Genomic DNA, 21460 nt, shown 5'->3' with positions numbered 1-21460 from the left:
TATTTAGCCCCGACCGAGGCGCATTTCACGCTCGGCTTCAGTTAAAGAAGCGAGGAAGGAATCACGCTCAAATACGCGAGTCATATAGCCTTTGAGCTCTTTCGCGCCTGCGCCAACCAGCTCCACACCGAGAACCGGCAAACGCCACAGCAGCGGCGCCAGGTAGCAATCCACCAGGCTGAACTCATCGCTCAGGAAGTAAGGTTTCTGGGTGAAGACCGGCGCGATGGCCAGCAGTTCTTCACGCAGCTGCTTACGCGCAGCATCAGCTTGCGCTGCGGTACCGCTCTGGATGGTGTTCATCAGCGAATACCAGTCCTTCTCGATACGTTGCATATACAGACGGCTTTCGCCACGCGCCACCGGATAAACCGGCATTAACGGCGGGTGCGGGAAACGCTCATCCAGGTATTCCATAATGATGCGGGATTCCCACAGAGTGAGCTCACGATCCACCAGCGTCGGTACGCTTTGATTCGGGTTGAGGTCAATCAGATCCTGAGGCGGGTTGTCCTTCTCCACGTGCTCTATCTCAAAACTGACACCCTTCTCGGCCAGCACAATGCGGACCTGATGGCTATAGATGTCAGTAGGACCAGAAAACAGCGTCATTACCGAACGTTTGTTGGCAGCGACAGCCATGAAAACCTCCAGGTATATTCAGAATTTTGTACTGCTGCCAGCCACTCATGGCCAGCCAGATGTAAAAACCCCATTAGCGCGATGTCACCTTCGTTCACGAATAAAACAAAAAATGAACAATCACCAGCATTTGGGCAGAAAATTGGATGATAGTTTACCAGATTTTGAAGACGTTGTGGTGAGGGGATTCTGGAAATGCTGAAAAAGTGGCGAGAACCGGCGGTAAGCTTGTGGATAACAGTCGTTTTATCCATAAAAAAACCCGCCGAAGCGGGTTTTTTCGCAAATTGTTCTGCGTGAGCAGAAAACAATTAACGTTTGGAGAACTGCGGACGACGACGTGCTTTACGCAGACCGACTTTCTTACGTTCAACCTGACGAGCGTCACGAGTGACGAAGCCAGCTTTACGCAGTTCAGAACGCAGGGACTCGTCGTACTCCATCAGAGCGCGGGTGATACCGTGACGGATCGCACCAGCCTGACCAGAGATACCACCACCTTTAACAGTGATGTACAGATCCAGTTTCTCAACCATGTCGACCAGTTCCAGCGGCTGACGAACTACCATGCGGGCAGTTTCACGACCGAAGTACTGTTCCAGAGAACGCTGGTTGATAACGATTTTGCCGTTGCCCGGTTTGATGAAAACGCGAGCTGCGGAACTTTTGCGGCGACCAGTGCCGTAGTATTGATTTTCAGCCATTGCCTATAATCCCGATTAGATGTCAAGAACTTGCGGTTGCTGTGCCGCGTGGTTGTGCTCGTTACCCGCGTAAACTTTCAGTTTACGGTACATAGCACGACCCAGCGGGCCTTTTGGCAGCATGCCTTTAACCGCGATTTCAATCACACGCTCAGGACGGCGGGCAATCATCTCTTCAAAGGTCGCTTCTTTGATACCACCGATGTGGCCGGTGTGGTGGTAGTACATTTTGTCTTCGCGCTTGTTGCCGGTAACAGCAACTTTTTCTGCGTTCAGAACGATGATGTAATCACCGGTATCAACGTGCGGAGTGTATTCCGCTTTGTGCTTACCGCGCAGGCGACGAGCCAGTTCAGTAGCCAGACGGCCCAGAGTTTTACCGGTCGCGTCAACAACATACCAGTCGCGTTTTACGGTTTCTGGTTTAGCTGTAAAAGTTTTCATTAAAAGCTTACCCAAATAATAAGTTACACGTTGGTGAACACCCAAACGTTTAGTCAGTTGAGGTTCACACGACATTGTCCAGCAAACCTACCCCTTCGAATAGCCTATGCCGGCACATAGAAAGTTTCGGGAAAAAAACCTTCTCGTAACGTGGGGTCGCAAGATTATAGAGAAGTCGGGGTCAAAGATCGACCCCTTTATGAGATTTTTCAGGCAGCTCCCGGGGCGGCCCTGCGGCCCTGAATTCGCCGGGAAAAGTGTCCTGTCAGGGCATATGCGGGCGCTTGAGGTACTCTTCGCTCTGCATCTCCTGCAGGCGCGACAGACAGCGCTGGAACTCAAACTTCAGCCGCTCTCCCTGATAAATGTCGTACAGCGGCACCGCCGCGCTGACCACCAGCTTCACGTGGCGCTCATAGAACTCATCCACCAGGGCGATAAAGCGCCGGGCTTCGCTCTCCAGCTGCGCGGTCATCACCGGCACGTCGAACAGCATCACGGTGTGGAACAGGCGGGAGAGCGCAATATAGTCATGCTGGCTGCGGGCATCCACGCACAGCGTGGCGAACGACGCCGCCAGCGTCTGGTTTTCCACGCCGAGGGTCGGCAGCTCGCGATGGTTGATCTCCAGCGTCGGCCCGGCAGCGCGCGGCGCGCCGGCCAGCGCCAGCCACAGTTTATCCATCTGTTCGCGGGTGTCGTTATTCAGCGGCGACAACCACAGGTGCGCTTGGGTCAGGGTACGCAAGCGATAATCGATGCCGGCATCAACGTTCATAATATCGCAATGCTGCTTGATGGCGTCGATAGCGGGCAGAAAACGGGCGCGCTGTAGACCATTGCGATAGAGCTCATCCGGCGGAATATTGGAGGTCGCCACCAGCGTGATGCCGCGGGCGAACAGGGCTTTCATCAGACCGCCCAACAGCATGGCGTCAGTAATATCGGAGACAAAAAACTCGTCGAAACAGAGCACGTCGGTTTCCGCTTTAAAGCGGTCGGCGACAATCTCCAGCGGGTCGCTATGGCCCTGCAGGGTGGTCAGCTCTTCATGCACCCGCAGCATAAAGCGATGGAAATGCAGGCGCTGCTTACGCTCGCCCGGCAGGCTCTGGTAAAACAGGTCCATCAGCCAGGTTTTCCCTCGCCCCACGCCGCCCCACATATACAGGCCGCGGACAGGCGTCGCCTCGGCTGCTGGTTCGCGCTTACCCAGCAGTTTGCCGAATTTCGCGCGCAAACCGCCGCCTGACGCGACGGGCGCGGGCTGAGTCTGCAGCTCCTGGTAAATGGTATCAAGGCGGCTCACCGCTTCTTGTTGGACGTCGTCGGGTTGATGGCTGCCCTCTTTCAGGGCTGAAAGGTAACGCGATGTTGGAGACAGGCTTTGCATGATCTAATTGTTATTCCTTGAAAACCGTGATGTCGAAGCTCACGATTGACGAAAAAAAGGCCGTTCTACACTACGCGATGATACGCCAGGATTCCACTTCTGTGGAATTAGCGGTTATAGTGGCACTATCGGGCGCAGGCGGAGAGCCTAAGAGCCACCCTACGGAACCACAATACAACGGGAGATGTTCATGACCTGGGAATACGCGCTAATTGGGTTAGTCGTCGGTATCATCATTGGTGCCGTCGCCATGCGTTTCGGCAACCGCAAACTGCGCCAGCAGCAGGCGCTGCAGTTCGAACTGGAAAAGAATAAAGCCGAGCTTGAAGAGTACCGTGAAGAGCTGGTCAGCCATTTTGCGCGCAGCGCCGAGCTGCTGGATAACATGGCGCACGACTACCGTCAGCTGTATCAGCATATGGCGAAAAGCTCTAACAACCTGCTGCCGGATTCCATGGCAGACGCCAACCCGTTCCGCAACCGCCTGGCAGAGTCTGAAGCCAGCAACGATCAGGCGCCGGTCCAGATGCCGCGCGACTACTCCGAAGGCGCATCCGGTTTACTGCGCGGTGGCGCAAAACGCGATTAATCGATCGCCTCTGCTAAAATATTCTCCGGGCGCGCCCATCGCGCCCGCTCCTTCCCCCACTTCCCGGCTACAATTTAAACCAGTCCCCACATTGTTACCTGCGCAAAAATTCAATAACATCAGGTTATTCAGGACATTTTTCCATACACCTCAGGTTACGAGAGCCAGCATCTAATGAAGAAACAGACTTTGCTGTTGAGTGCGTTAGCGTTAAGCATTGGGTTATCGTTGTCGGTTCTGCCTCCGGCAGCAGCATCCTTACCGACTCAGGTGCCCGGCCAGGGCGCGTTACCAAGCCTGGCGCCGATGCTGGAAAAGGTCCTGCCGGCGGTAGTCAGCGTGCAGGTGGAAGGCACTGCCTCGTCGACGCTCAATATGCCGGAAGAGCTGAAGAAATATTTTGGCGATAACGCCCCGCAAGAACAGGCGCAGCCGTTCGAAGGGCTCGGGTCCGGCGTCATCATCGACGCAGCGAAAGGCTACGTGCTGACCAATAATCACGTCATCAATCAGGCGCAGAAGATCAGCGTCCAGCTGAACGATGGCCGTGAATTTGATGCCAAACTGGTCGGCAGCGATGAACAGAGCGATATTGCGCTACTGCAGCTGATTAAGCCGTCAAACCTGACGCAAATCGCCATTGCTGACTCCGATAAACTGCGCGTCGGCGACTTCGCCGTCGCCGTCGGCAACCCGTTCGGCCTTGGCCAGACCGCCACCTCCGGCATTATCTCTGCCCTTGGCCGCAGCGGCCTGAACCTTGAAGGGCTGGAGAATTTCATCCAGACCGATGCCTCCATCAACCGCGGCAACTCCGGCGGCGCGCTGTTGAACCTCAACGGCGAGCTTATCGGGATCAACACCGCGATCCTGGCGCCGGGCGGCGGCAGCATCGGCATCGGCTTCGCCATCCCGAGCAACATGGCGAAAACCCTCGCCGACCAGCTCATTCAGTTTGGCGAAATCAAGCGCGGCCTGCTGGGCATTAAAGGCATGGAAATGAGCGCCGATATCGCCAAGGCGATGAACCTCAACGTTCAGCGCGGCGCCTTCGTCAGTGAAGTGCTGCCAAACTCCGGCTCCGCCAAAGCGGGGATCAAATCCGGCGACGTCATCGTTAGCCTGAACGGCAAACCGCTGAACAGTTTTGCCGAACTGCGCTCGCGGATCGCCACCACCGAGCCGGGGACCAAAGTCAAACTGGGCCTGCTGCGCGATGGAAAACCGGTCGATGTCGAAGTGACGCTGGATAAGAGCACCTCCTCCACCGCCAGCGCTGAGCTGATTATCCCGGCTCTGCAGGGTGCCTCGTTTAGTGACGGTCAGATGAAAGATGGTACCAAAGGGGTGGTGATCGATAATGTCGATAAAGGCAGCGCCGCCGCCCAGGTCGGCCTGCATAAGGATGACATTATCATTGGCCTTAACCGGGAGCGTATTCATTCGATTGCCGAACTACGCAAAGTGCTCGAAGGCAAACCGCCGGTCATCGCCCTGAACGTGATCCGCGGCAACGAAAGCATCTATCTGCTGCTGCGCTGATTGTCTCCCCGGACATCGCCGCCATGTGCGATGTCCGGACAACTCATGCTATGCTGCGCCTGACCATTCATTAACGATATCTGCATCATGCCTGGAAAGTTATTACGTTCAGTACTCATCGGTTTGCTTGTCGGGGGCCTGCTGTTGGCCTTGATGCCTTCGCTGCGCCAGTGGCAGCTGGCGCCGACCACTCAGAACGATACGGCAGACGACTCCCCTGCGAGCTATAACGCCGCCGTACGCCGTGCGGCGCCCGCCGTAGTGAACGTCTATAACCGCGCCCTGAACAGCACCAGCCATAATCAGCTGACGCTTGGCTCCGGGGTGATCATGGACCAGCGCGGCTATATCCTGACCAACAAGCATGTGATTAACGATGCCGACCAGATTATCGTCGCGCTGCAGGACGGCCGGGTCTTCGAAGCGCTGCTGGTAGGCTCCGATTCCCTGACCGACCTCGCGGTGCTGAAGATCAACGCCACCGGCGGGCTGCCGGTGATCCCGATCAACCCGAAACGCACGCCGCACATCGGCGATGTGGTGCTGGCGATTGGCAACCCCTATAACCTGGGACAGACCATCACCCAGGGGATCATCAGCGCCACAGGGCGCATTGGCCTCAACCCTACCGGGCGCCAGAATTTCCTGCAGACTGACGCGTCGATCAACCACGGTAACTCCGGCGGGGCGCTGGTGAACTCCCTCGGCGAGCTGATGGGCATTAACACCCTCTCCTTTGATAAGAGCAACGACGGCGAAACGCCGGAAGGCATTGGTTTTGCGATCCCGTTCCAGTTAGCGACCAAAATTATGGATAAGCTGATCCGCGATGGCCGGGTGATCCGCGGCTATATCGGCATTAGCGGCCGGGAGATCGCCCCGCTACACGCGCAGGGCGGCGGGATCGATCAGATCCAGGGGATCGTGGTTAACGATGTCGCGCCGGACGGACCGGCCGCACAGGCGGGGATCCGCGCCAACGACGTGATCATCTCCGTGAATGACAAACCTGCGGTCTCTGCACTGGAAACGATGGATCAGGTGGCCGAGATCCGTCCGGGATCGGAAATTCCGGTGGTCATCATGCGTGATGATAAGAAAATCACGCTCCATATCGCCGTCCAGGAATACCCGGCCACCAACTAAGCGGCTCTCCGGCTGGGGGCTACGTTATTTGCTAGATACCGGATCGGCCGGGAATCTGACCAGAAACCCGGTCACCATGAATGCAAGGCAATAAAAAGCCGGAACAACGGTTCCGGCTTTTTTGCACGTGCGAGGTTACTTGTTAACGAAGTCTTCGCCGAGCGCGATATCTTTCTTCAGGGTGTCCAGCATGCCTTCCAGCGCCTGTTGCTCAAAGGCGCTGAGTTTGCCGATAGACTGACGCTCTTCCACGCCGTTTTTCCCCAGCAGCAGCGGCTGGGAGAAGAAACGCGCATACTCGCCGTCGCCTTCCACGTAGGCACACTCCACTACACCTTTTTCTCCCTGCATGGCGCGAACCAGAGAGAGACCAAAGCGCGCAGCCGCCTGACCCATCGACAAAGTCGCCGACCCGCCGCCCGCTTTCGCTTCCACGACCTCGGTACCGGCGTTTTGAATGCGTTTAGTCAGATCGGCCACTTCCTGATCGCTAAAGCTGACGCCCGGGATCTGCGACAGTAAAGGCAGAATGGTGACCCCGGAGTGACCGCCAATAACCGGGACTTCCACCTCGGTTGCCGATTTACCTTTCAGCTCCGCCACAAAGGTATTGGAGCGGATGATGTCCAGCGTAGTCACGCCGAACAGTTTGTTTTTATCGTACACGCCAGCTTTTTTCAGCACTTCGGCGGCGATAGCCACGGTGGTATTCACCGGGTTGGTGATAATGCCGATGCAGGCCTGCGGGCAGGTTTTGGCAATCTGCTGCACGAGGTTCTTAACGATACCCGCATTCACATTAAACAGGTCTGAACGATCCATGCCGGGCTTACGCGCTACGCCCGCGGAGATCAGCACCACATCAGCGCCTTCCAGCGCTGGGGTAGCATCTTCACCGGAAAATCCTTTAATTTTTACATCTGTGGGGATATGACTTAGATCTACCGCCACGCCCGGCGTAACCGGAGCGATGTCGTACAACGAGAGCTCTGAACCTGAAGGCAGTTGGGTCTTAAGTAGTAGGGCAAGCGCCTGGCCGATACCACCGGCAGCGCCAAGGACTGCAACTTTCATCCTAAACTCCTTATTATGGTTAATTTAGTCTTTCGTTATTCCGTCGCCTGGACCTTAATTCACAAGATGAACAATTACAATGATTATGGCTGAAGAATGCATGATTGTGCGTAGCAATAGAACAGCGGCGCACGTTATGCTTCCTGACTGACCATCCAGCAAAGCGAAGTACCGGATCGACTATTGGTTACAATACACCCAGCCAGTTGCGCAAAACAACACCAACTCAATAACATTTCATTTACTTTTACATGGCTTTAAGCGTTGTGATGAGAACATGTTCCTTATACGGTTTTTTTGCTAAAATATGCCCCCTTCATAACATTATTGACCTATCCCTTCGCGGATTATTTGCATAAAAATTCACGGTTATGCATAATGATGTTGATTTTACCACCATAATCTGGGTGACTTATGCGAAGTTCGGCAAAACAAGAAGAACTGGTTAAAGCGTTTAAAGCGCTGCTTAAAGAAGAGAAATTCAGCTCGCAGGGAGAGATCGTTCAGGCGCTGCAGGAAGAGGGCTTCGAGAATATCAACCAATCGAAGGTTTCCCGCATGCTCACCAAATTTGGCGCGGTTCGTACCCGTAACGCCAAAATGGAAATGGTCTATTGCCTGCCTGCCGAGCTTGGCGTGCCGACCACCTCCAGCCCACTGAAAAATCTGGTGCTGGATATCGACTATAACGATGCCGTCGTGGTGATCCATACCAGCCCCGGGGCAGCGCAGCTGATCGCCCGTCTTCTCGACTCGCTGGGCAAGGCGGAAGGTATTCTTGGCAGCATCGCCGGGGATGACACCATCTTCACCACGCCAGCGCGTGGTTTCACAGTAAAAGATCTGCACGACGCTATCCTGGTACTGTTCGAACAGGAACTCTGAGCATTCCCCTCTGGCAACCGTCAGAGGGTGGATTACTCCCTCTTCTCTCCCCCCTTTCAACTCAACAAAAATTTAACATTTTGTGTGATTTAGCCTGTCTATACGTTCTTTTACGTAAGGCAAACGCCTAAAACGCACAAAAGATCAAAATCGTATACCTTTATGATTTTATTAGAAATAAAACTTATCTCCGTCTACGACTTGTCATTTTTAATTCTTATCGGTTATAAAAAGCGCAATCCATTGTAACTATTAACGCACAAAACAATTAGCATGGTATTAATATTTTTGGTGATTAGTGTATACTTGTTTTTGTGATGAGGGTCACGAAACAAAGACCCTCAACAAAAAGATTCGACGAGGTGAACATCATGAAAATCAAAACCACTGTAGCAGCTCTCAGCATCCTGTCCGTCATGTCGTTTGGCGCTTTCGCCGCTGACGTTATCAACAGCGAGCAGGCCCAGGGCCGCGAGGCCATCGGCACAGTATCCGTCGGCGCGGTAGCATCATCCCCGATGGATATGCATGAAATGCTGAACAAAAAAGCGCAGGAAGAAGGAGCTTCTTCTTACCGCATTATCGAAGCCCGCACTGGCGACCACTGGCATGCCACTGCTGAGCTGTATAAATAAGTTTTAGATCGTCAACGATTAACCCGACAAAAATTCTCTACCGCGGCCCGGACCCATTCATCGCCCGCCGCGGCGAAACAAAGACTGGAGTAAAGATTATGAAACGCGCAATGATCATCGCATCCCTTGGCCTGGCTTCCCTTCTCTCTTTCGGCGCAAGTGCGGCCGTTCAACAAGTGAACGCGGAACAAGCACAAAACCTGCAGTCCATGGGCACCATCTCGGTTTCCCAGGTAGGTAGTGCGCCAATGGACATGCGTCAGGAACTAGCCGCTAAAGCCGAGAAAGAAGGCGCCAGCAGCTACCGTATTATTGAAGCACGTACCGGCGATAGCTGGCACGCCACCGCTGAGCTGTACAAATAAACCCTCGTCGTCTTATTTCGACGACTTGCCCCCGCCTGCCGGGGGCTTTTTTATGCCTGACGGGCGTTAAAACGTAACTCCCCCTCCAGCTCTTCCTCTGCTTCATCAAATAATAAAATTAATGCCCCAAAGCGCCGACGCTGCTTGTCATTTAAATGGATGAACTCAATGTCCAGCGGCAGCGGCAGCAGCCCACCGGTCACCGCGTCCCATAGCGAATCAAGGTTGTTGACCTTATCCTGAGCCAGCTCGAAGGTCCGGGAGAACTCCCGGTAGAAATCCTGTTGCTCGGCGATTTCGTCAAAATCAAACGTATAGGTGGTCATGACAGCCCCTCCCGCTTCTCTTCCTGTCGCCGTTAAGTATAGCGATAAAAAAACCGACGCCTGGGCGTCGGTTTATGGGTTAACTGCTGGTCAGCACATGCTGGTACTTGTGCAACATCTCAACCAGTCGCCGTACCGGCTCGGTCACCTGCGGCGAAGCCTCCCAGACCCGCAGCTTCTCCTGATAAACATCAAGCTCCGCCAGCAGCCGGGTAAAGTAGCGCCGACGCTTATCATCGCTCCCGGCGGAGATCACATGATCCGCAGTACGTCGCAGCTGGCGATGGAACGCCGACAAATCCTCGTTCACCGGCACGGGCGCATCGCGCAGGCGCTGGTGGGCAATGATTAACGTCAACGCCAGACGGAAACGGGCGACATCGCCGGGAAATTTGTTGAGCAACAAAAACAGCTGCTGATAGAGCGCGGGCAGATGATTCTCTTTGCGACGCGCCGAATTGGTGGTCAGCGAAGAGACCGCCGCTGAGACAAACTGGTTCAGCAGCACCCGACCGGTTCTTGCCCGGGAGTTATCCCTGACAATCAGAATAACCATCAGAGCGAGGAAACAGCCGACGATCTGCCCCAGCGCGCTATCGAGGAACTGGCTGAACTGGAACTGCATCGGGTTATCCAGCACCAGAATGTTGATGGTGCTCGCCAGCGCTCCCAGCGATCCGAGGCGCCTTTTCTGCACTTCGATACCGATAAAAAACGCCATCGCCGCCAGGCTGATACAGAGCAGCAGCATACTCTGCTGCGTCGCCGGCATGATCACCAGAAAGTACAGGGTACCCAGCGGTAACGCTGCCAGAGTACCGTAGAGGAAGTCTATCGCCACCATTCTCGGGTTAGGTAGACGCATCGCCAGCGCGGTAACCACGGCAATCATTACCATCGCCCCGCTGCCTGAGGTCCAGCCCGTCCACAGCCAGAACAGCGTCCCGAGGATACAGGAGACGGAGGTGCGCCAGAAGTTCACCATCGCGTGGTGACGCTCGGCGGACTCCACTTTAACCACCGTTTCGCCGCGCAATACACCGTCTTCGATGCGGCTGATTTTGGTATTGCCCACCACGCCACGCTTAAGCAGCAGGTAACGGGTGGCTGCGCCTACCCAGCTGTAGATGGTGACCGGCGTATTATGCTCGCCTTTCCAGGTCAGGAAGCGACGCATACGCTTCAGCTGCTGGTGAACATCCTGCACTGTCTCAACCGGCTCAGCAAACAGCTCGCGGTAGTCGTCCGTCACCATTTCCGGTCGCGAGTTCTGAATCAGGTAGGTTTCGCAAGCCTGGGTGATAAGCGTTAGCGAGAGGGTATTGATCGCCTTCAGGCGTTGATTCGCCTTAGCCCAGCGAGAGGATTCCATAATCAGGTTACTGCGCATGCCTTCCAGCGCGGTGGTGCGACGCACCAGCGCACCCCAGGCCTGATCCACTTCCTCTTTTTCGCCGTGCGCAACGCATAACTGCATCAGCTTATACTGTGCAATCAGCAGGTTATCCAGCTCAAGGTCGATCTCTTTTTTAATCGAACGTGGGGAGAACAGCAGATCGGCGACGATGGCGCTGACAATCCCGATGACAATTTCGCTGCAGCGCTCAACGGCAAACTGCGGCGCCAGCATCGGATTGGTGTGGATGGTAATAATGATAATCAGCGCGGTGTAGCCGGCCAGCCCCCAGGCATAGGAGTTTTCGACCTTGACCAGCGACGAAACCCAGGTACAAAACCCTGCCCACAGGCAGCATACCAGCATCATCAGCAGAGGGGCGCGGATCATCAGGATGATGATAACCAGCGCCGCAATACAGCCGATAAAGGTCCCGGCAATACGCAACATGCCGCGATAGCGGATCGCGCCGGAGTACGGCTCTCCCCCGGCGGCAAAGGCCGGGCCAGCGGCGACGATTGCCGCGGTCAGCACCGCCCAGCGTGGCGTTTCGAGCTGAAAATGGAAGCCGACGAACAGCGCCAGCACCACCGCGCATGCAAGCTTAATGGCAAAGCGGAGATGCTGGGGAGCAATAGTATATGTCCCCATAGCGATTAACCGAATTCGCGCAGGCGCATAGCCAGTTTCTGGAAGAAGTTGGCCTGGCTGGTATCACGGTCTTCTTTACCGGTGATCACCACCGTCGCCGTGGTGCCCGATGGCCACAGATTCCCCTGCTGGTGGTCAAGACGAATACGTACCGGCACACGCTGCGCCAGACGCACCCATTCAAGGTTGGAATCCACCGAGGCCATCCCTTTCGAGTCGCTGCTGCTGCTGGCGTTGGTTACCCCCGCAGCGATACTGTCCACCGTGCCTTTAATGGTTTTGCTGCTGCCAAGCGGGGTAATTTCCGCCCGATAGCCAGGACGGACGCCTTCCAGTTTGGTCTCTTCCAGATAGGCCATGACGTAAAATGTATTCTCTTTCACCAGCGCCACCGCCGTGGAGCCGCGGGTGATAAATTCCCCGGTATAGACGTTAAGGTTGGTTACCCAACCATCCGCAGGGGCACGAATCTCCGTGCGCTCCAGGTCCAGTCTGGCCAGGTCGCGGCTGGCCACCGCTTTCGCCAGCTGATGCTCAACCGTCTGCAGCACATTGTTCGCCTGGTCAATCTCTTCCCGCGACATCGCCTGGACGCCAAGCTTATTACGCCGACCGGCTTCGACACGTTTTTCCTGGGCTAACGTCTGGTAGTAGGCAACATCGGCTTCCGCCTGCGCCAGCGCTTTTTGGTAACGAGGCTGGTCAATAACGAACAATACCTGGTCTTTCTTAACCAGTTGGTTATCCTTGACGTTTACCTGGGAGATCAGCCCGGAGACGTCGGGGGCAATGGCCACAATGTCGGCGCTAAAGCGCGCATCCCGCGTCCACGGCGAGGCGGTGTAGTAAACCCAGGCGCGGAAAATCGCTACGAAGGCCAAAATGACCAGTATCACGGTAATAGCAGTACGGAGGATATTTCTTGTTAGTGTTTTCACATCAACCTCAAACGAACAAGCGCGATATCAAATAAAAAAGGCAGCAATATAGCGCCGTATTAAACAGTGCAGGGTGCCAGACAAAATCGTAAATGCCGGTCGGAACCAGCAATCGGTGCACCAGCCAGAAGATGGCCAGCGACAACAGCAACTCGAAGAAGATCGGCGGAAACGATAAGCCGAAAATCACGATGACAGGAAACAGACTCATGATGACCTTGAATAAGAAGCGTACAGGTAGTGAGCAGATGCGTTTATTATGTAGCTAACAATATATTAACGTAACGATTGCCGCATTATCTACAATGTGTGATCTAAATCACTTTTAAGCCAGAGTGAATAATGGAACGATTAAAGCGCATGTCCGTTTTCGCCAAAGTGGTCGAATTAGGTTCCTTCACCGCAGCGGCCCGCCAGCTTCAGATGAGCGTTTCCTCAATCAGTCAGACCGTCGCCAAACTGGAAGATGAACTGCAGGTGAAGCTGCTCAACCGCAGCACCCGCAGCCTTGGCTTAACGGAAGCGGGTAAAATTTACTATCAGGGCTGCCGTAGGATGCTGTTTGAAGCGCAGGATGTCCATGAGCAATTATACGCATTTAACAACACCCCCATCGGGACGCTGCGTATCGGCTGCTCTTCAACTATGGCACAGAATGTTCTGGCGCGCATAACGGCGAAAATGCTGAAAGAATACCCCGGGCTCTCCGTCAATCTGGTCACCGGCATACCTGCGCCGGACCTGATCGCCGACGGTCTTGACGTGGTGATCCGCGTGGGTGCCCTGCAGGATTCCAGCCTTTTTTCCCGCCGCCTGGGATCAATGCCGATGGTATTATGCGCCGCGAAAAGCTATCTGGCGCAGGCTGGCAATCCGGAGAAACCGGCCGATCTTACCGGGCATGCCTGGCTGGAATATAGCGTGCGGCCGGACAATGAGTTTGTCATTATCGCGCCGGAAGGGATCTCAACCCGCCTGACCCCGCAGGGGCGCTTTGTGACCAACGACCCCATGACGCTGGTGCGCTGGCTGACCGCCGGGGTGGGTATCGCCTATGTGCCGTTGATGTGGGCGATCGAAGAGATCAATCGCGGTGAGCTTGAGATCCTGCTGCCGAGCTACCAGTCCGATCCGCGGCCGGTTTACGCCCTGTACACCGAAAAGGATAAACTGCCGCTGAAAGTGCAGGTCTGTATCAACTATCTGACGGAATATTTTGTCGACGTGGCGAAGATCTATCAGGGGATGCACGGGAGAGGGATCGCCCGCTGAAGCGGTTCCCGGCGACGCCGGGAACCCGGTCAGGATCAGGCGGTGCCGCCGACGGTAAGATTATCGACCTTCAGGGTCGGCTGGCCAACGCCCACCGGCACGCTCTGACCCTCTTTGCCACAGACGCCGACGCCGTTATCCAGACGCAGATCGTTACCCACCATCGAAATCTGCTGCATGGTCTCAATCCCGGAGCCGATCAGGGTCGCCCCTTTCACCGCCTTCGTGACCTTGCCTTTTTCGATCAGATAGGCCTCGGAGGTGGAGAAGACAAACTTACCGGAGGTGATATCCACCTGCCCGCCGCCGAAGTTAGGCGCGAAGATACCATAGTCCACCGACTCGATAATCTCCTGCGGCGTGGACTGGCCCGCCAGCATATAGGTGTTGGTCATACGCGGCATTGGCAGATGGGCATAGGATTCACGGCGGCCGTTGCCGGTCGGCGCGACGCCCATCAGACGCGCATTGAGTTTATCCTGCATGTAGCCTTTCAGGATGCCGTTTTCGATCAGCACATTGTATTGACCCGGCGTGCCTTCATCATCGATAGCCACTGAGCCACGACGATCGACGATGGTGCCGTCGTCCACGACGGTGCACAGTTCAGAGGCGACTAATTCCCCCATATGACCGCTAAAGACCGAGGTGCCGCGACGGTTGAAATCGCCTTCCAGGCCGTGACCGACCGCTTCGTGCAGCAGGACGCCAGGCCAGCCGGCGCCGAGCACCACCGGCAGCATTCCCGCCGGGGCGGCGACCGCTGAGAGGTTAACCAGCGCCATGCGCACCGCTTCTTTCGCCCAGGCATCGGCCCGCACTTCGCCCTCCTGAGAGGCAAGGAAATAGTCATAGCCAAAACGCCCGCCGCCGCCGCTGCTGCCGCGCTCGCGTTTGCCGTCCTCTTCCACCAGTACGCTGACCGAGAGGCGCACCAGCGGACGAACGTCCGCGGCCAGAGTGCCGTCGGTGGCGGCCACCAGAATCAGTTCATAGACGCCGCTCAGGCTGGCCGAAACCTCCTGCACACGCTGATCCGCCGCGCGAGCGACTTTGTCGACCCGGCGAAGAATATCCAGCTTCTCTTCCCGGCTCATACTCTGCAGCGGGTCGATGCTGGTATAGAGGGCGCTGTGCTCTACGGCGCCGAGGGTCTGTACTTTGCCATTGCCGGTCTCGCGCACAATGGTCCGCGCCGCCTGGGCGCTCTGCTCCAGCGCCAGCTTGCTGATCTGGTCAGCGTAGGCAAAGCCCGTTTTTTCGCCGCTGACGGCGCGCACGCCTACGCCCTGGTCGATATTGTACGACCCATCTTTAATGATGCTGTCTTCCAGAACCCAGGATTCGTGATAGCTCGACTGAAAATAAAGATCGCCGTAATCGAGGCGGCGCTCGGTCAGTTGACCAAGAATGGCAAACAGGTCCTGATGATTCAGGCCATTTGCCGACAGTAATTGTTCACTTACCAGGTTCAGACTCATCGTTATGCTACTCGTTTGTTGCCGCCTGACAGGCGGAAATACAGAAGGCTATCTATTGAGATTGCGGCAATTCCCGGCAATCGTCAAATCATTGCTTTTTGTTGCTGCGCGCCTGGCGCAGCACTTCATTGATCTGCGGCTGGTCAATCGGGCCGGTGATGCGATAGCGCAGTATCGAGACTTTGTTCCACAGCGGCCCCAGCACCTTGCTGGCGGCAAACACCGCCGCGCCGACAATCGGGTTGACAGCAAAAGCCGCAGCCACGCCGACGGTCGCGGAGATCTCCGGCGCGACCACCGCCTGCAGATCCAGCTGGCGACGCACCAGATCGACCGACCCTTTCATGGCAATGTCCGCCTCCAGACCATCCACCAGCGTATCATCGGTATGCAGTACGCCATCCTTAATCCATGCCGTACTGTTAATCGAGTCAAAGTAAAAACCTTCGCTGAAGGTATCGCTGAAGTCGAAGCGCAGTTTGCGCAGTAGGGCATCGACGCTCAGCAAACGCAGCAGCTGGCCTGCATGTCCGGTACTCAGGTCGGTAAACTGCCCCTTGCCGAGGTGGCTTTTAATGATCCCATTGAGCGAGGCGACATCGGGTGACCAGGGCGGCGCGCGCCAGTGGAGATCGTAGTCGATATCAAACGGCGAATCCTTCACCGGTGTGGAAACGCCAAAGAAATCCGCAAATTCATCCGTTTTATTGCCATGCAGTCTGCCTTTCAGCGAGGTGCGCACCCCGGAAGGGGCGTTAACCCACACGCCGTCGGTCGTCAGCCGGCCAAACCCGGTATCCACCAGGCCGTTGGAGAGCGTTAAGGTATCGCCCTTGATCGTCACATCGCCGTCGATGCGGCCATATTTTTGCCCCCACAGCCAGCATTCCGCGCAGCGCAGTTGCAGATCGGGCCAGCCGTGGAAATCCAGCCGCGTCTCCGCCTGAGAAGTCACGTTCTCCGTTCCGCCCTTGCCGCTGGCGCTGGCCGGGTTGAAATAGAGATAACGCACATTTGCCAGCCACGGGGCATTGTCGCGCATCGTCAGGGTGGCGTTGATCTCACGCCCCTGCGCCTCAACCTGCGAGCCGCCGGCGACCGGCTGCGACATCAGACTGACGTTGTTCCATTGCTGGCCGGCCAGCGCCAGCGACGGCGTACGCAGCACAATGCGCGGTGGAAAGAGGACACTGCTGCTGACTTCATTCGCCGCGCCCTTCTGGAACAGCGCCAGCCATTGCGCGCCATCCATCGGCGGCAGATTGAGTTCAACGCCGGGCTGGTCGGGCAGCGGAGAGAGGCCTTTGCTATCCGTCGTGAGGATCGCTCTGTCCAGCGTCAGCTTACGGTTCAGCAACCAGCGGCTGTTAATATGATTCTTCGCGCCAACGGATCCGGTCAGGTCGAAGCTGCTGAGACCGCCGGCGACGTTAATTTTGACCGGCAGGGGTTCGCCAGCGGACTTGTTGACCGGTGAAGGTAAGTGACTGCTCACATTCTTCAGATCGCCATTGATATCAACCTTATAGCTGGCATTGCCATGGTACGGCAGTTCGATAGCGACCTTGCCATCCCACGGAACGCTACCGCTCAGCGTCTCATTAACCGCTTTCGGCAGCAGTCCGGTGTGCGACGGCTGCCAGGTGGCGTTCATCCCGACATCCACCAGAAACGCTTTTTCGCCTTCGCGGGTGGAAAAATTGAGGTTCAGCGGCTGATTAAACCAGGTCGCGCTCAACGTTTGACTATTAAGATCGCCATTCACGAAGCTGAAATTACCGCTCAGGTTCTGCAACGTAGTATCTAATGGTTTGATAAACAAGCTATTATTCTGCAGCCGTACATCGCCTTTCGCGGTGGTCATCTCGCCATCGAGGGGGATATTCAGATGTAAGCGAGCGCTCACATCCCCATCCAGTTGCAGGGAATCCAGCGCTGCCCCGAGCGAGGCTTTCAATGGCGTGGTGTTGAAATAAGGGCCCACCTCTTTGCCCGGGCCTTTGATGTCAGCATCAATCAGCAGTTTTTCCTGCGCATAATCCGGGATCACGGCATCGAGATTGCTGGCGGTCACATTGCCGAGCATCGCTTTATCCGCCCGCATCCACAGGCCGCTGTTGATAAAATTGAGGTCGATATTCAGCCCGGTCAGCGCCGGCCAGTCCGGTTGAAAAGCGAAAGTGGCATTCTTCAGCGGGACGTAAACCTGGAACTGGCCTTCATTGTGCGGATACGGGAACAGATGTGGGTTACCGCCATACACCAGCGTCGCATCGCGAGCCTGCCCGGCTTTAATCGCGCCGCTGAGATAGTCCACCAGCGCTTTGCCCATCAGGTTTTCCGGGAAGTAACGCCACGCCTGGCCGCCATCGTTGGTGCTGATCCCCGCCAGAATGCCCAGCCACGGATCGTCCCCCTGCGGTTGCAGATAGCGGAAGCCGCCGCGGGCGCGTACCCCCGTCGCCTGCACGTCAATATCGCGGCCATCAAGCATAAAGCCTTTGTCATTTTTCACCCAGCTGAGGGTGGCTTCGCCAGCGGCGATCTCCAGCGGGGCCCGGAAAACTCCGGCATACGGCATCTGCGCCTTCGTCATGCGGGCGCGCAGTTCCCCGTGCTCCACGCTGCCATTCAGGCTGCCGGAAAAGTGTTCCGCTCCCGGCAGGAGTTTCCACTGCTTCCACGCCAGATCGCTCCACTGCGCCTGAAAGCGCGTTTTCTCCGTCGCCTGCAGGGGAATATCGAGAGCCAGCAGATTGATTTTGCCGCTGGGCTGCGTGGTGCGCCAGAGTTCGCCCAAAGAAGGCGCCAGCTTATCGGCAAACGGCTGCAATCCGCTCAGGCCACTGAGCGCTAAATTGCTGGCGCGAATACGTAATTCATCGCTACGCTGATGACCGTCGCCACCGACATCCTGCCCCGGGATCCACGCCATCGCCAGCGCGCCGCTTGGCCACGGTTTATCGTCGATCGCGATCCGCGTATCGGGAATATAGAAGCCCCAGCTCTGCTTGTCGTGAGAGAGATGCGCCGTCAGGTTATCCACTGACAGATGATGAACCTCGCTATCCCCTTGCCAGCTGGCGCCCCCTTTTTTCAGCCATACGTCGCCGCTGGCTACATCGCCTTTTTCAATAGTCATCCAGCCTTCGAGGCTGAAGCGGGCGCTTTTCAGCGCGATATTGTCCTGCATCCAGCGGCCTAGCCAGGGTTTGACGTCAATATCGTCAGCCTGCAGCCAGACCCGGCCTTTATTCAGCAGGCCATCCTCATCGCGGAGATCCATCCGCACCTGCATGACGCCATGCTGGCCGGTGAGACTGGAAAGGCTGAGCTGCCCCTCGGCGCGGTGACGGTTCCTGCCGTTAAGCCAGGTCAGCTGCGGGACCGCCAGCTCCGCCCGCTGACCAGAAATGGTCAGGAAGCTCAGATGGCTGTCGCGCAGAGTAAAGTGGTCGAACTGACGTAAAAAGAGATCGCTGATGCGGTCGGTTTTCAGACTTTCGCCGCCGTCATTGGTCTGAATCGGGGTATTGGTATGGACCTGCAGCTGCCAGAAGGTGAGATCGCGAAACTGCCAGCGCATATGCAGCAGACTTTGCCAGACGTCCAGCGCCAGGGTCACGCGCTTGACCGCCATTGTCCCTCCATCCTTCAGCCCAACATGAATATCGCGGACATCTAATGTTGGGCCAAAAGTTTGCCAGCTGGCGGCGATCTGCGAGGCATCCACCGGCGTGCCGGTGAGGGCGGAGATTTTCTCCAGCAGCTGCGGACGCCAGGCGTCGAGCTGCGGCAACACGAGACGCAAGCCACTCACCAGCAGCGCGACGATAACAATCAATGTTGCCACGGTGAGCAATAAAATCCCGGGCAGTCGCCTCACGCCTCTCTCCTTGTCAGCCGCACAATGACGCGGTGTCTTACATCATAACCACATCGAACTGCTCTTGATTATAGAGCGGCTCAATTTGTACCTTCACCTGCTTGCCGACAAAGATCTCCACTTCCGCCAGCGCATGCGACTCTTCCCCTTTCAGGGTTTCCGCCACCGCAGGGGAAGCATAGACCAGGAAGCGATCGGAATCATAAGCATGATGCACGCGAACGATCTCACGCATAATCTCATAGCATACCGTTTCCACGGACTTTACCGTTCCGCGTCCGTGGCAGGTCGGGCATTCGTTGCACAGCACATGCTCCACGCTTTCGCGGGTGCGTTTCCGGGTCATCTCCACCAGACCCAGCTGGGAGAAACCGTTGATGCTGGTCTTCACCCGGTCTTTGCTGAGGGCCTGCTCCAGGGAGTGCAACACCCGCCGGCGATGGTCTTCATTGTTCATGTCGATGAAATCAATGATGATAATGCCGCCGAGGTTACGCAAACGCAGCTGGCGGGCTATCGCCTGGGTGGCTTCGATATTGGTATTGAAGATAGTATCGTCAAGATTGCGGTGCCCAACAAACGCCCCGGTGTTGATATCGATGGTGGTCATCGCCTCGGTCTGGTCGATGATCAGATAGCCCCCGGACTTGAGCTCGACTTTACGCTCCAGCGCGCGCTGAATTTCGTTCTCAACGTCAAAGAGATCGAATATCGGCTGACGGCCGCTGTAGTGTTCCAGCTTGCTGGTCATTTCCGGAATATATTCGGCGGTAAATTCCAGCAGCGCCTCATAGGTCAGCCGCGAGTCGACGCGAATACGATCGAGATGCGCATCGGCAAAATCCCGCAGCACGCGCTGAGCCAGGGCCAGCTCGCCGTACAGCTGATAGCGGGTCTGGTTGCGCTTTTTGCGCTCCATCACTTTGGTCCATACGCGCTTAAGATAGGCGGCATCGGCGGCCATCTCCTGCTCGTGGACCCCTTCCGCGGCGGTGCGAATGATAAACCCGCCCTGCTCGTCGCAGTACTCTGCCACGACCTTTTTCAGCCGCTCGCGCTCGGCTTCGCTTTCAATCCGCTGAGAGACCCCCACATGGGAGGCGCCTGGCATAAAAACCAGATAGCGGGAAGGCAGGGTAATATCGGTGGTCAGACGCGCGCCTTTGGTACCGAGCGGATCTTTAACCACCTGAACCATCAGGTCCTGGCCCTGACGCACCAGCTCCGAAATATCGCGCACGGTAAACTGCTTTTGCTCCTCACCGGCAACGCATTCGGTATGCGGCATGATATCGGAGGCGTGGAGGAACGCCGCCTTATCCAGACCAATATCTACAAAAGCCGCCTGCATTCCCGGCAGCACTCGGCTAACACGACCTTTGTAGATATTGCCTACTATTCCGCGTCGCGCTTCACGCTCAATATGGATTTCCTGCAGAATACCGCCATCAATATACGCAACGCGCGTTTCGGATGGCGTTACGTTCACTAATAATTCAGCCGTCATCTTTATCCCTTTTCTTTACGCAGTGAGTTAAAGTTACTGAGCAACTCATACGTTTCCACCAGCGGTAAGCCGACTACGGCGTGATAGCTGCCATTAATCTTCCTGACGAAGCAGCCACCCAACCCTTGAATACCGTATGCACCTGCTTTATCTAAAGGCTCGCCGCTGGCCACATAATCGGCGATATCCTGCTCGCTGAGCGTTCGGAAGGTCACTTCCGTGACCACCAGACAATCCAACGTCTGCTGCTTATCCGCCAGCGCCACCGCGGTCATGACCTGATGGGTTTGGCCGGAAAGCAGGCGCAGCATCGCTGCAGCGTGTTCGGCGTCGCGCGGTTTTTCCAGCACTTCGCCGTTCAAAATAACAATCGTATCCGCTCCCAACACCGGCAAATCCCGCGATGCCAGCGCCACTCCGGCCTGCGCCTTTTCACGCGCCAGACGGACGACATAGTGCTGTGCGCTCTCCTGCGGCTGGCGCTGCTCCTCGATACCAGGAACCAGACGCTCGAACGCGAGACCAAGCTGAGTCAGCAGTTCCTGCCGACGCGGGGAACCAGAAGCAAGATACAGAGTTGTCAT

Annotated in this window: 21 protein-coding genes; 7 read left to right on the top strand and 14 right to left on the bottom strand. The window is 56.3% G+C overall.

The features are described 5' to 3' along the window. Positions 1-3: 3 nt before the first annotated feature. The 5 genes from sspA to zapE all read right to left on the bottom strand — a co-directional run bounded on the left by sspA (position 4) and on the right by zapE (position 3183). Positions 4-642 (bottom strand): stringent starvation protein SspA, encoded by a 639-nt coding sequence (gene sspA, locus ACLEXF_RS14670; protein ID WP_002918467.1) that lies wholly within the window; start codon positions 640-642, stop codon positions 4-6. Continuing rightward, positions 612-896 (bottom strand): hypothetical protein, encoded by a 285-nt coding sequence (locus ACLEXF_RS14665; protein ID WP_136023330.1) that lies wholly within the window; start codon positions 894-896, stop codon positions 612-614. The genes sspA and ACLEXF_RS14665 overlap by 31 nt, the downstream gene beginning before the upstream one ends. 57 nt (positions 897-953) lie before the next feature. After that, positions 954-1346, bottom strand: a complete 393-nt coding sequence (gene rpsI, locus ACLEXF_RS14660; RefSeq protein WP_000829818.1) for a 30S ribosomal protein S9 — start codon at positions 1344-1346, stop codon at positions 954-956. Positions 1347-1361: 15 nt separating this feature from the next. Next, a complete protein-coding gene (rplM, locus tag ACLEXF_RS14655) occupies positions 1362-1790 on the bottom strand; it encodes a 50S ribosomal protein L13 (protein WP_002918559.1) in 429 nt (142 codons plus the stop codon). A 265-nt stretch (positions 1791-2055) separates the two neighbouring features. Next, on the bottom strand, positions 2056-3183 hold the full coding sequence (zapE, locus tag ACLEXF_RS14650; protein ID WP_004206226.1) for a cell division protein ZapE: 1128 nt from the start codon (positions 3181-3183) through the stop codon (positions 2056-2058). A gap of 190 nt (positions 3184-3373) precedes the next feature. Here zapE and zapG point away from each other — a divergent pair, with 190 nt between their 5' ends. From zapG to degS, 3 genes are all read left to right on the top strand, one after another. Beyond that, positions 3374-3772, top strand: a complete 399-nt coding sequence (gene zapG, locus ACLEXF_RS14645) for a Z-ring associated protein ZapG (protein WP_004206227.1) — start codon at positions 3374-3376, stop codon at positions 3770-3772. A 174-nt stretch (positions 3773-3946) separates the two neighbouring features. After that, entirely contained in the window at positions 3947-5314 is a 1368-nt protein-coding gene (gene degQ, locus ACLEXF_RS14640) for a serine endoprotease DegQ (RefSeq protein ID WP_043520990.1), read from the top strand. Between the two features lie 87 nt (positions 5315-5401). Further along, the gene (gene degS / locus ACLEXF_RS14635; protein ID WP_002918568.1) at positions 5402-6460 is read left to right on the top strand and encodes an outer membrane-stress sensor serine endopeptidase DegS; all 1059 of its coding nucleotides are present in this window, start codon (positions 5402-5404) and stop codon (positions 6458-6460) included. Positions 6461-6595: 135 nt separating this feature from the next. On the opposite strand, the gene mdh is transcribed toward degS, so the two are convergent. Then, the gene (gene mdh / locus ACLEXF_RS14630; protein ID WP_004206230.1) at positions 6596-7534 is read right to left on the bottom strand and encodes a malate dehydrogenase; all 939 of its coding nucleotides are present in this window, start codon (positions 7532-7534) and stop codon (positions 6596-6598) included. A gap of 414 nt (positions 7535-7948) precedes the next feature. Here mdh and argR point away from each other — a divergent pair, with 414 nt between their 5' ends. From argR to yhcN-B, 3 genes are all read left to right on the top strand, one after another. After that, on the top strand, positions 7949-8419 hold the full coding sequence (argR, locus tag ACLEXF_RS14625) for a transcriptional regulator ArgR (RefSeq protein WP_002918625.1): 471 nt from the start codon (positions 7949-7951) through the stop codon (positions 8417-8419). A 371-nt stretch (positions 8420-8790) separates the two neighbouring features. Then, the gene (gene yhcN, locus ACLEXF_RS14620) at positions 8791-9054 is read left to right on the top strand and encodes a peroxide/acid stress response protein YhcN (RefSeq protein WP_017899932.1); all 264 of its coding nucleotides are present in this window, start codon (positions 8791-8793) and stop codon (positions 9052-9054) included. 98 nt (positions 9055-9152) lie between these two features. After that, entirely contained in the window at positions 9153-9419 is a 267-nt protein-coding gene (gene yhcN-B, locus ACLEXF_RS14615; RefSeq protein WP_002918627.1) for a DUF1471 family stress response protein YhcN-B, read from the top strand. Positions 9420-9469: 50 nt separating this feature from the next. Here the strand turns inward: yhcN-B and ACLEXF_RS14610 are convergent, their stop codons facing one another. The 4 genes from ACLEXF_RS14610 to aaeX form a co-directional block, all read right to left on the bottom strand. Continuing rightward, positions 9470-9745, bottom strand: a complete 276-nt coding sequence (locus ACLEXF_RS14610; protein ID WP_002918629.1) for a barstar family protein — start codon at positions 9743-9745, stop codon at positions 9470-9472. Between the two features lie 79 nt (positions 9746-9824). Next, a complete protein-coding gene (aaeB, locus tag ACLEXF_RS14605; protein ID WP_032456666.1) occupies positions 9825-11792 on the bottom strand; it encodes a p-hydroxybenzoic acid efflux pump subunit AaeB in 1968 nt (655 codons plus the stop codon). Positions 11793-11797: 5 nt separating this feature from the next. Continuing rightward, on the bottom strand, positions 11798-12730 hold the full coding sequence (gene aaeA / locus ACLEXF_RS14600; RefSeq protein ID WP_004206234.1) for a p-hydroxybenzoic acid efflux pump subunit AaeA: 933 nt from the start codon (positions 12728-12730) through the stop codon (positions 11798-11800). A 7-nt stretch (positions 12731-12737) separates the two neighbouring features. Continuing rightward, positions 12738-12941: a p-hydroxybenzoic acid efflux pump operon protein AaeX gene (gene aaeX / locus ACLEXF_RS14595; RefSeq protein WP_002918640.1), complete on the bottom strand. Its 204-nt coding sequence runs from the start codon at positions 12939-12941 to the stop codon at positions 12738-12740. 131 nt (positions 12942-13072) lie between these two features. On the opposite strand from aaeX, the gene aaeR reads away from it, so the two are divergent. Continuing rightward, positions 13073-14002, top strand: coding sequence for an HTH-type transcriptional activator AaeR (gene aaeR / locus ACLEXF_RS14590; RefSeq protein ID WP_004206235.1), 930 nt, complete (start codon positions 13073-13075; stop codon positions 14000-14002). Positions 14003-14037: 35 nt separating this feature from the next. On the opposite strand, the gene tldD is transcribed toward aaeR, so the two are convergent. From tldD to ACLEXF_RS14570, 4 genes are all read right to left on the bottom strand, one after another. Continuing rightward, positions 14038-15483 carry a metalloprotease TldD gene (gene tldD / locus ACLEXF_RS14585; protein WP_004206236.1) on the bottom strand — a complete coding sequence of 482 codons (1446 nt, stop codon included), beginning with the start codon at positions 15481-15483 and terminating at the stop codon, positions 14038-14040. A gap of 88 nt (positions 15484-15571) precedes the next feature. Beyond that, the gene (gene yhdP / locus ACLEXF_RS14580; protein ID WP_043520992.1) at positions 15572-19369 is read right to left on the bottom strand and encodes an AsmA2 domain-containing protein YhdP; all 3798 of its coding nucleotides are present in this window, start codon (positions 19367-19369) and stop codon (positions 15572-15574) included. Positions 19370-19406: 37 nt separating this feature from the next. Next, a complete protein-coding gene (rng, locus tag ACLEXF_RS14575; RefSeq protein ID WP_004206239.1) occupies positions 19407-20876 on the bottom strand; it encodes a ribonuclease G in 1470 nt (489 codons plus the stop codon). 2 nt (positions 20877-20878) lie between these two features. Further along, positions 20879-21460 (bottom strand): Maf family protein, encoded by a 582-nt coding sequence (locus tag ACLEXF_RS14570; protein ID WP_004206240.1) that lies wholly within the window; start codon positions 21458-21460, stop codon positions 20879-20881.

The organism is Klebsiella pneumoniae complex sp. WS1778 (genome assembly GCF_049472055.1).
GTDB lineage: Bacteria > Pseudomonadota > Gammaproteobacteria > Enterobacterales > Enterobacteriaceae > Klebsiella > Klebsiella quasipneumoniae.
This window is presented reverse-complemented; position numbering and strand designations above follow the sequence as displayed.

Coding starts and splice junctions, on each gene's coding strand:
- sspA (WP_002918467.1), bottom strand. CDS start 642: ATGGCTGTCGCTGCCAACAAACGTTCGGTAATGACGCTGTTTTCTGGT.
- ACLEXF_RS14665 (WP_136023330.1), bottom strand. CDS start 896: ATGGATAAAACGACTGTTATCCACAAGCTTACCGCCGGTTCTCGCCAC.
- rpsI (WP_000829818.1), bottom strand. CDS start 1,346: ATGGCTGAAAATCAATACTACGGCACTGGTCGCCGCAAAAGTTCCGCA.
- rplM (WP_002918559.1), bottom strand. CDS start 1,790: ATGAAAACTTTTACAGCTAAACCAGAAACCGTAAAACGCGACTGGTAT.
- zapE (WP_004206226.1), bottom strand. CDS start 3,183: ATGCAAAGCCTGTCTCCAACATCGCGTTACCTTTCAGCCCTGAAAGAG.
- zapG (WP_004206227.1), top strand. CDS start 3,374: ATGACCTGGGAATACGCGCTAATTGGGTTAGTCGTCGGTATCATCATT.
- degQ (WP_043520990.1), top strand. CDS start 3,947: ATGAAGAAACAGACTTTGCTGTTGAGTGCGTTAGCGTTAAGCATTGGG.
- degS (WP_002918568.1), top strand. CDS start 5,402: ATGCCTGGAAAGTTATTACGTTCAGTACTCATCGGTTTGCTTGTCGGG.
- mdh (WP_004206230.1), bottom strand. CDS start 7,534: ATGAAAGTTGCAGTCCTTGGCGCTGCCGGTGGTATCGGCCAGGCGCTT.
- argR (WP_002918625.1), top strand. CDS start 7,949: ATGCGAAGTTCGGCAAAACAAGAAGAACTGGTTAAAGCGTTTAAAGCG.
- yhcN (WP_017899932.1), top strand. CDS start 8,791: ATGAAAATCAAAACCACTGTAGCAGCTCTCAGCATCCTGTCCGTCATG.
- yhcN-B (WP_002918627.1), top strand. CDS start 9,153: ATGAAACGCGCAATGATCATCGCATCCCTTGGCCTGGCTTCCCTTCTC.
- ACLEXF_RS14610 (WP_002918629.1), bottom strand. CDS start 9,745: ATGACCACCTATACGTTTGATTTTGACGAAATCGCCGAGCAACAGGAT.
- aaeB (WP_032456666.1), bottom strand. CDS start 11,792: ATGGGGACATATACTATTGCTCCCCAGCATCTCCGCTTTGCCATTAAG.
- aaeX (WP_002918640.1), bottom strand. CDS start 12,941: ATGAGTCTGTTTCCTGTCATCGTGATTTTCGGCTTATCGTTTCCGCCG.
- aaeR (WP_004206235.1), top strand. CDS start 13,073: ATGGAACGATTAAAGCGCATGTCCGTTTTCGCCAAAGTGGTCGAATTA.
- tldD (WP_004206236.1), bottom strand. CDS start 15,483: ATGAGTCTGAACCTGGTAAGTGAACAATTACTGTCGGCAAATGGCCTG.
- rng (WP_004206239.1), bottom strand. CDS start 20,876: ATGACGGCTGAATTATTAGTGAACGTAACGCCATCCGAAACGCGCGTT.
- ACLEXF_RS14570 (WP_004206240.1), bottom strand. CDS start 21,460: ATGACAACTCTGTATCTTGCTTCTGGTTCCCCGCGTCGGCAGGAACTG.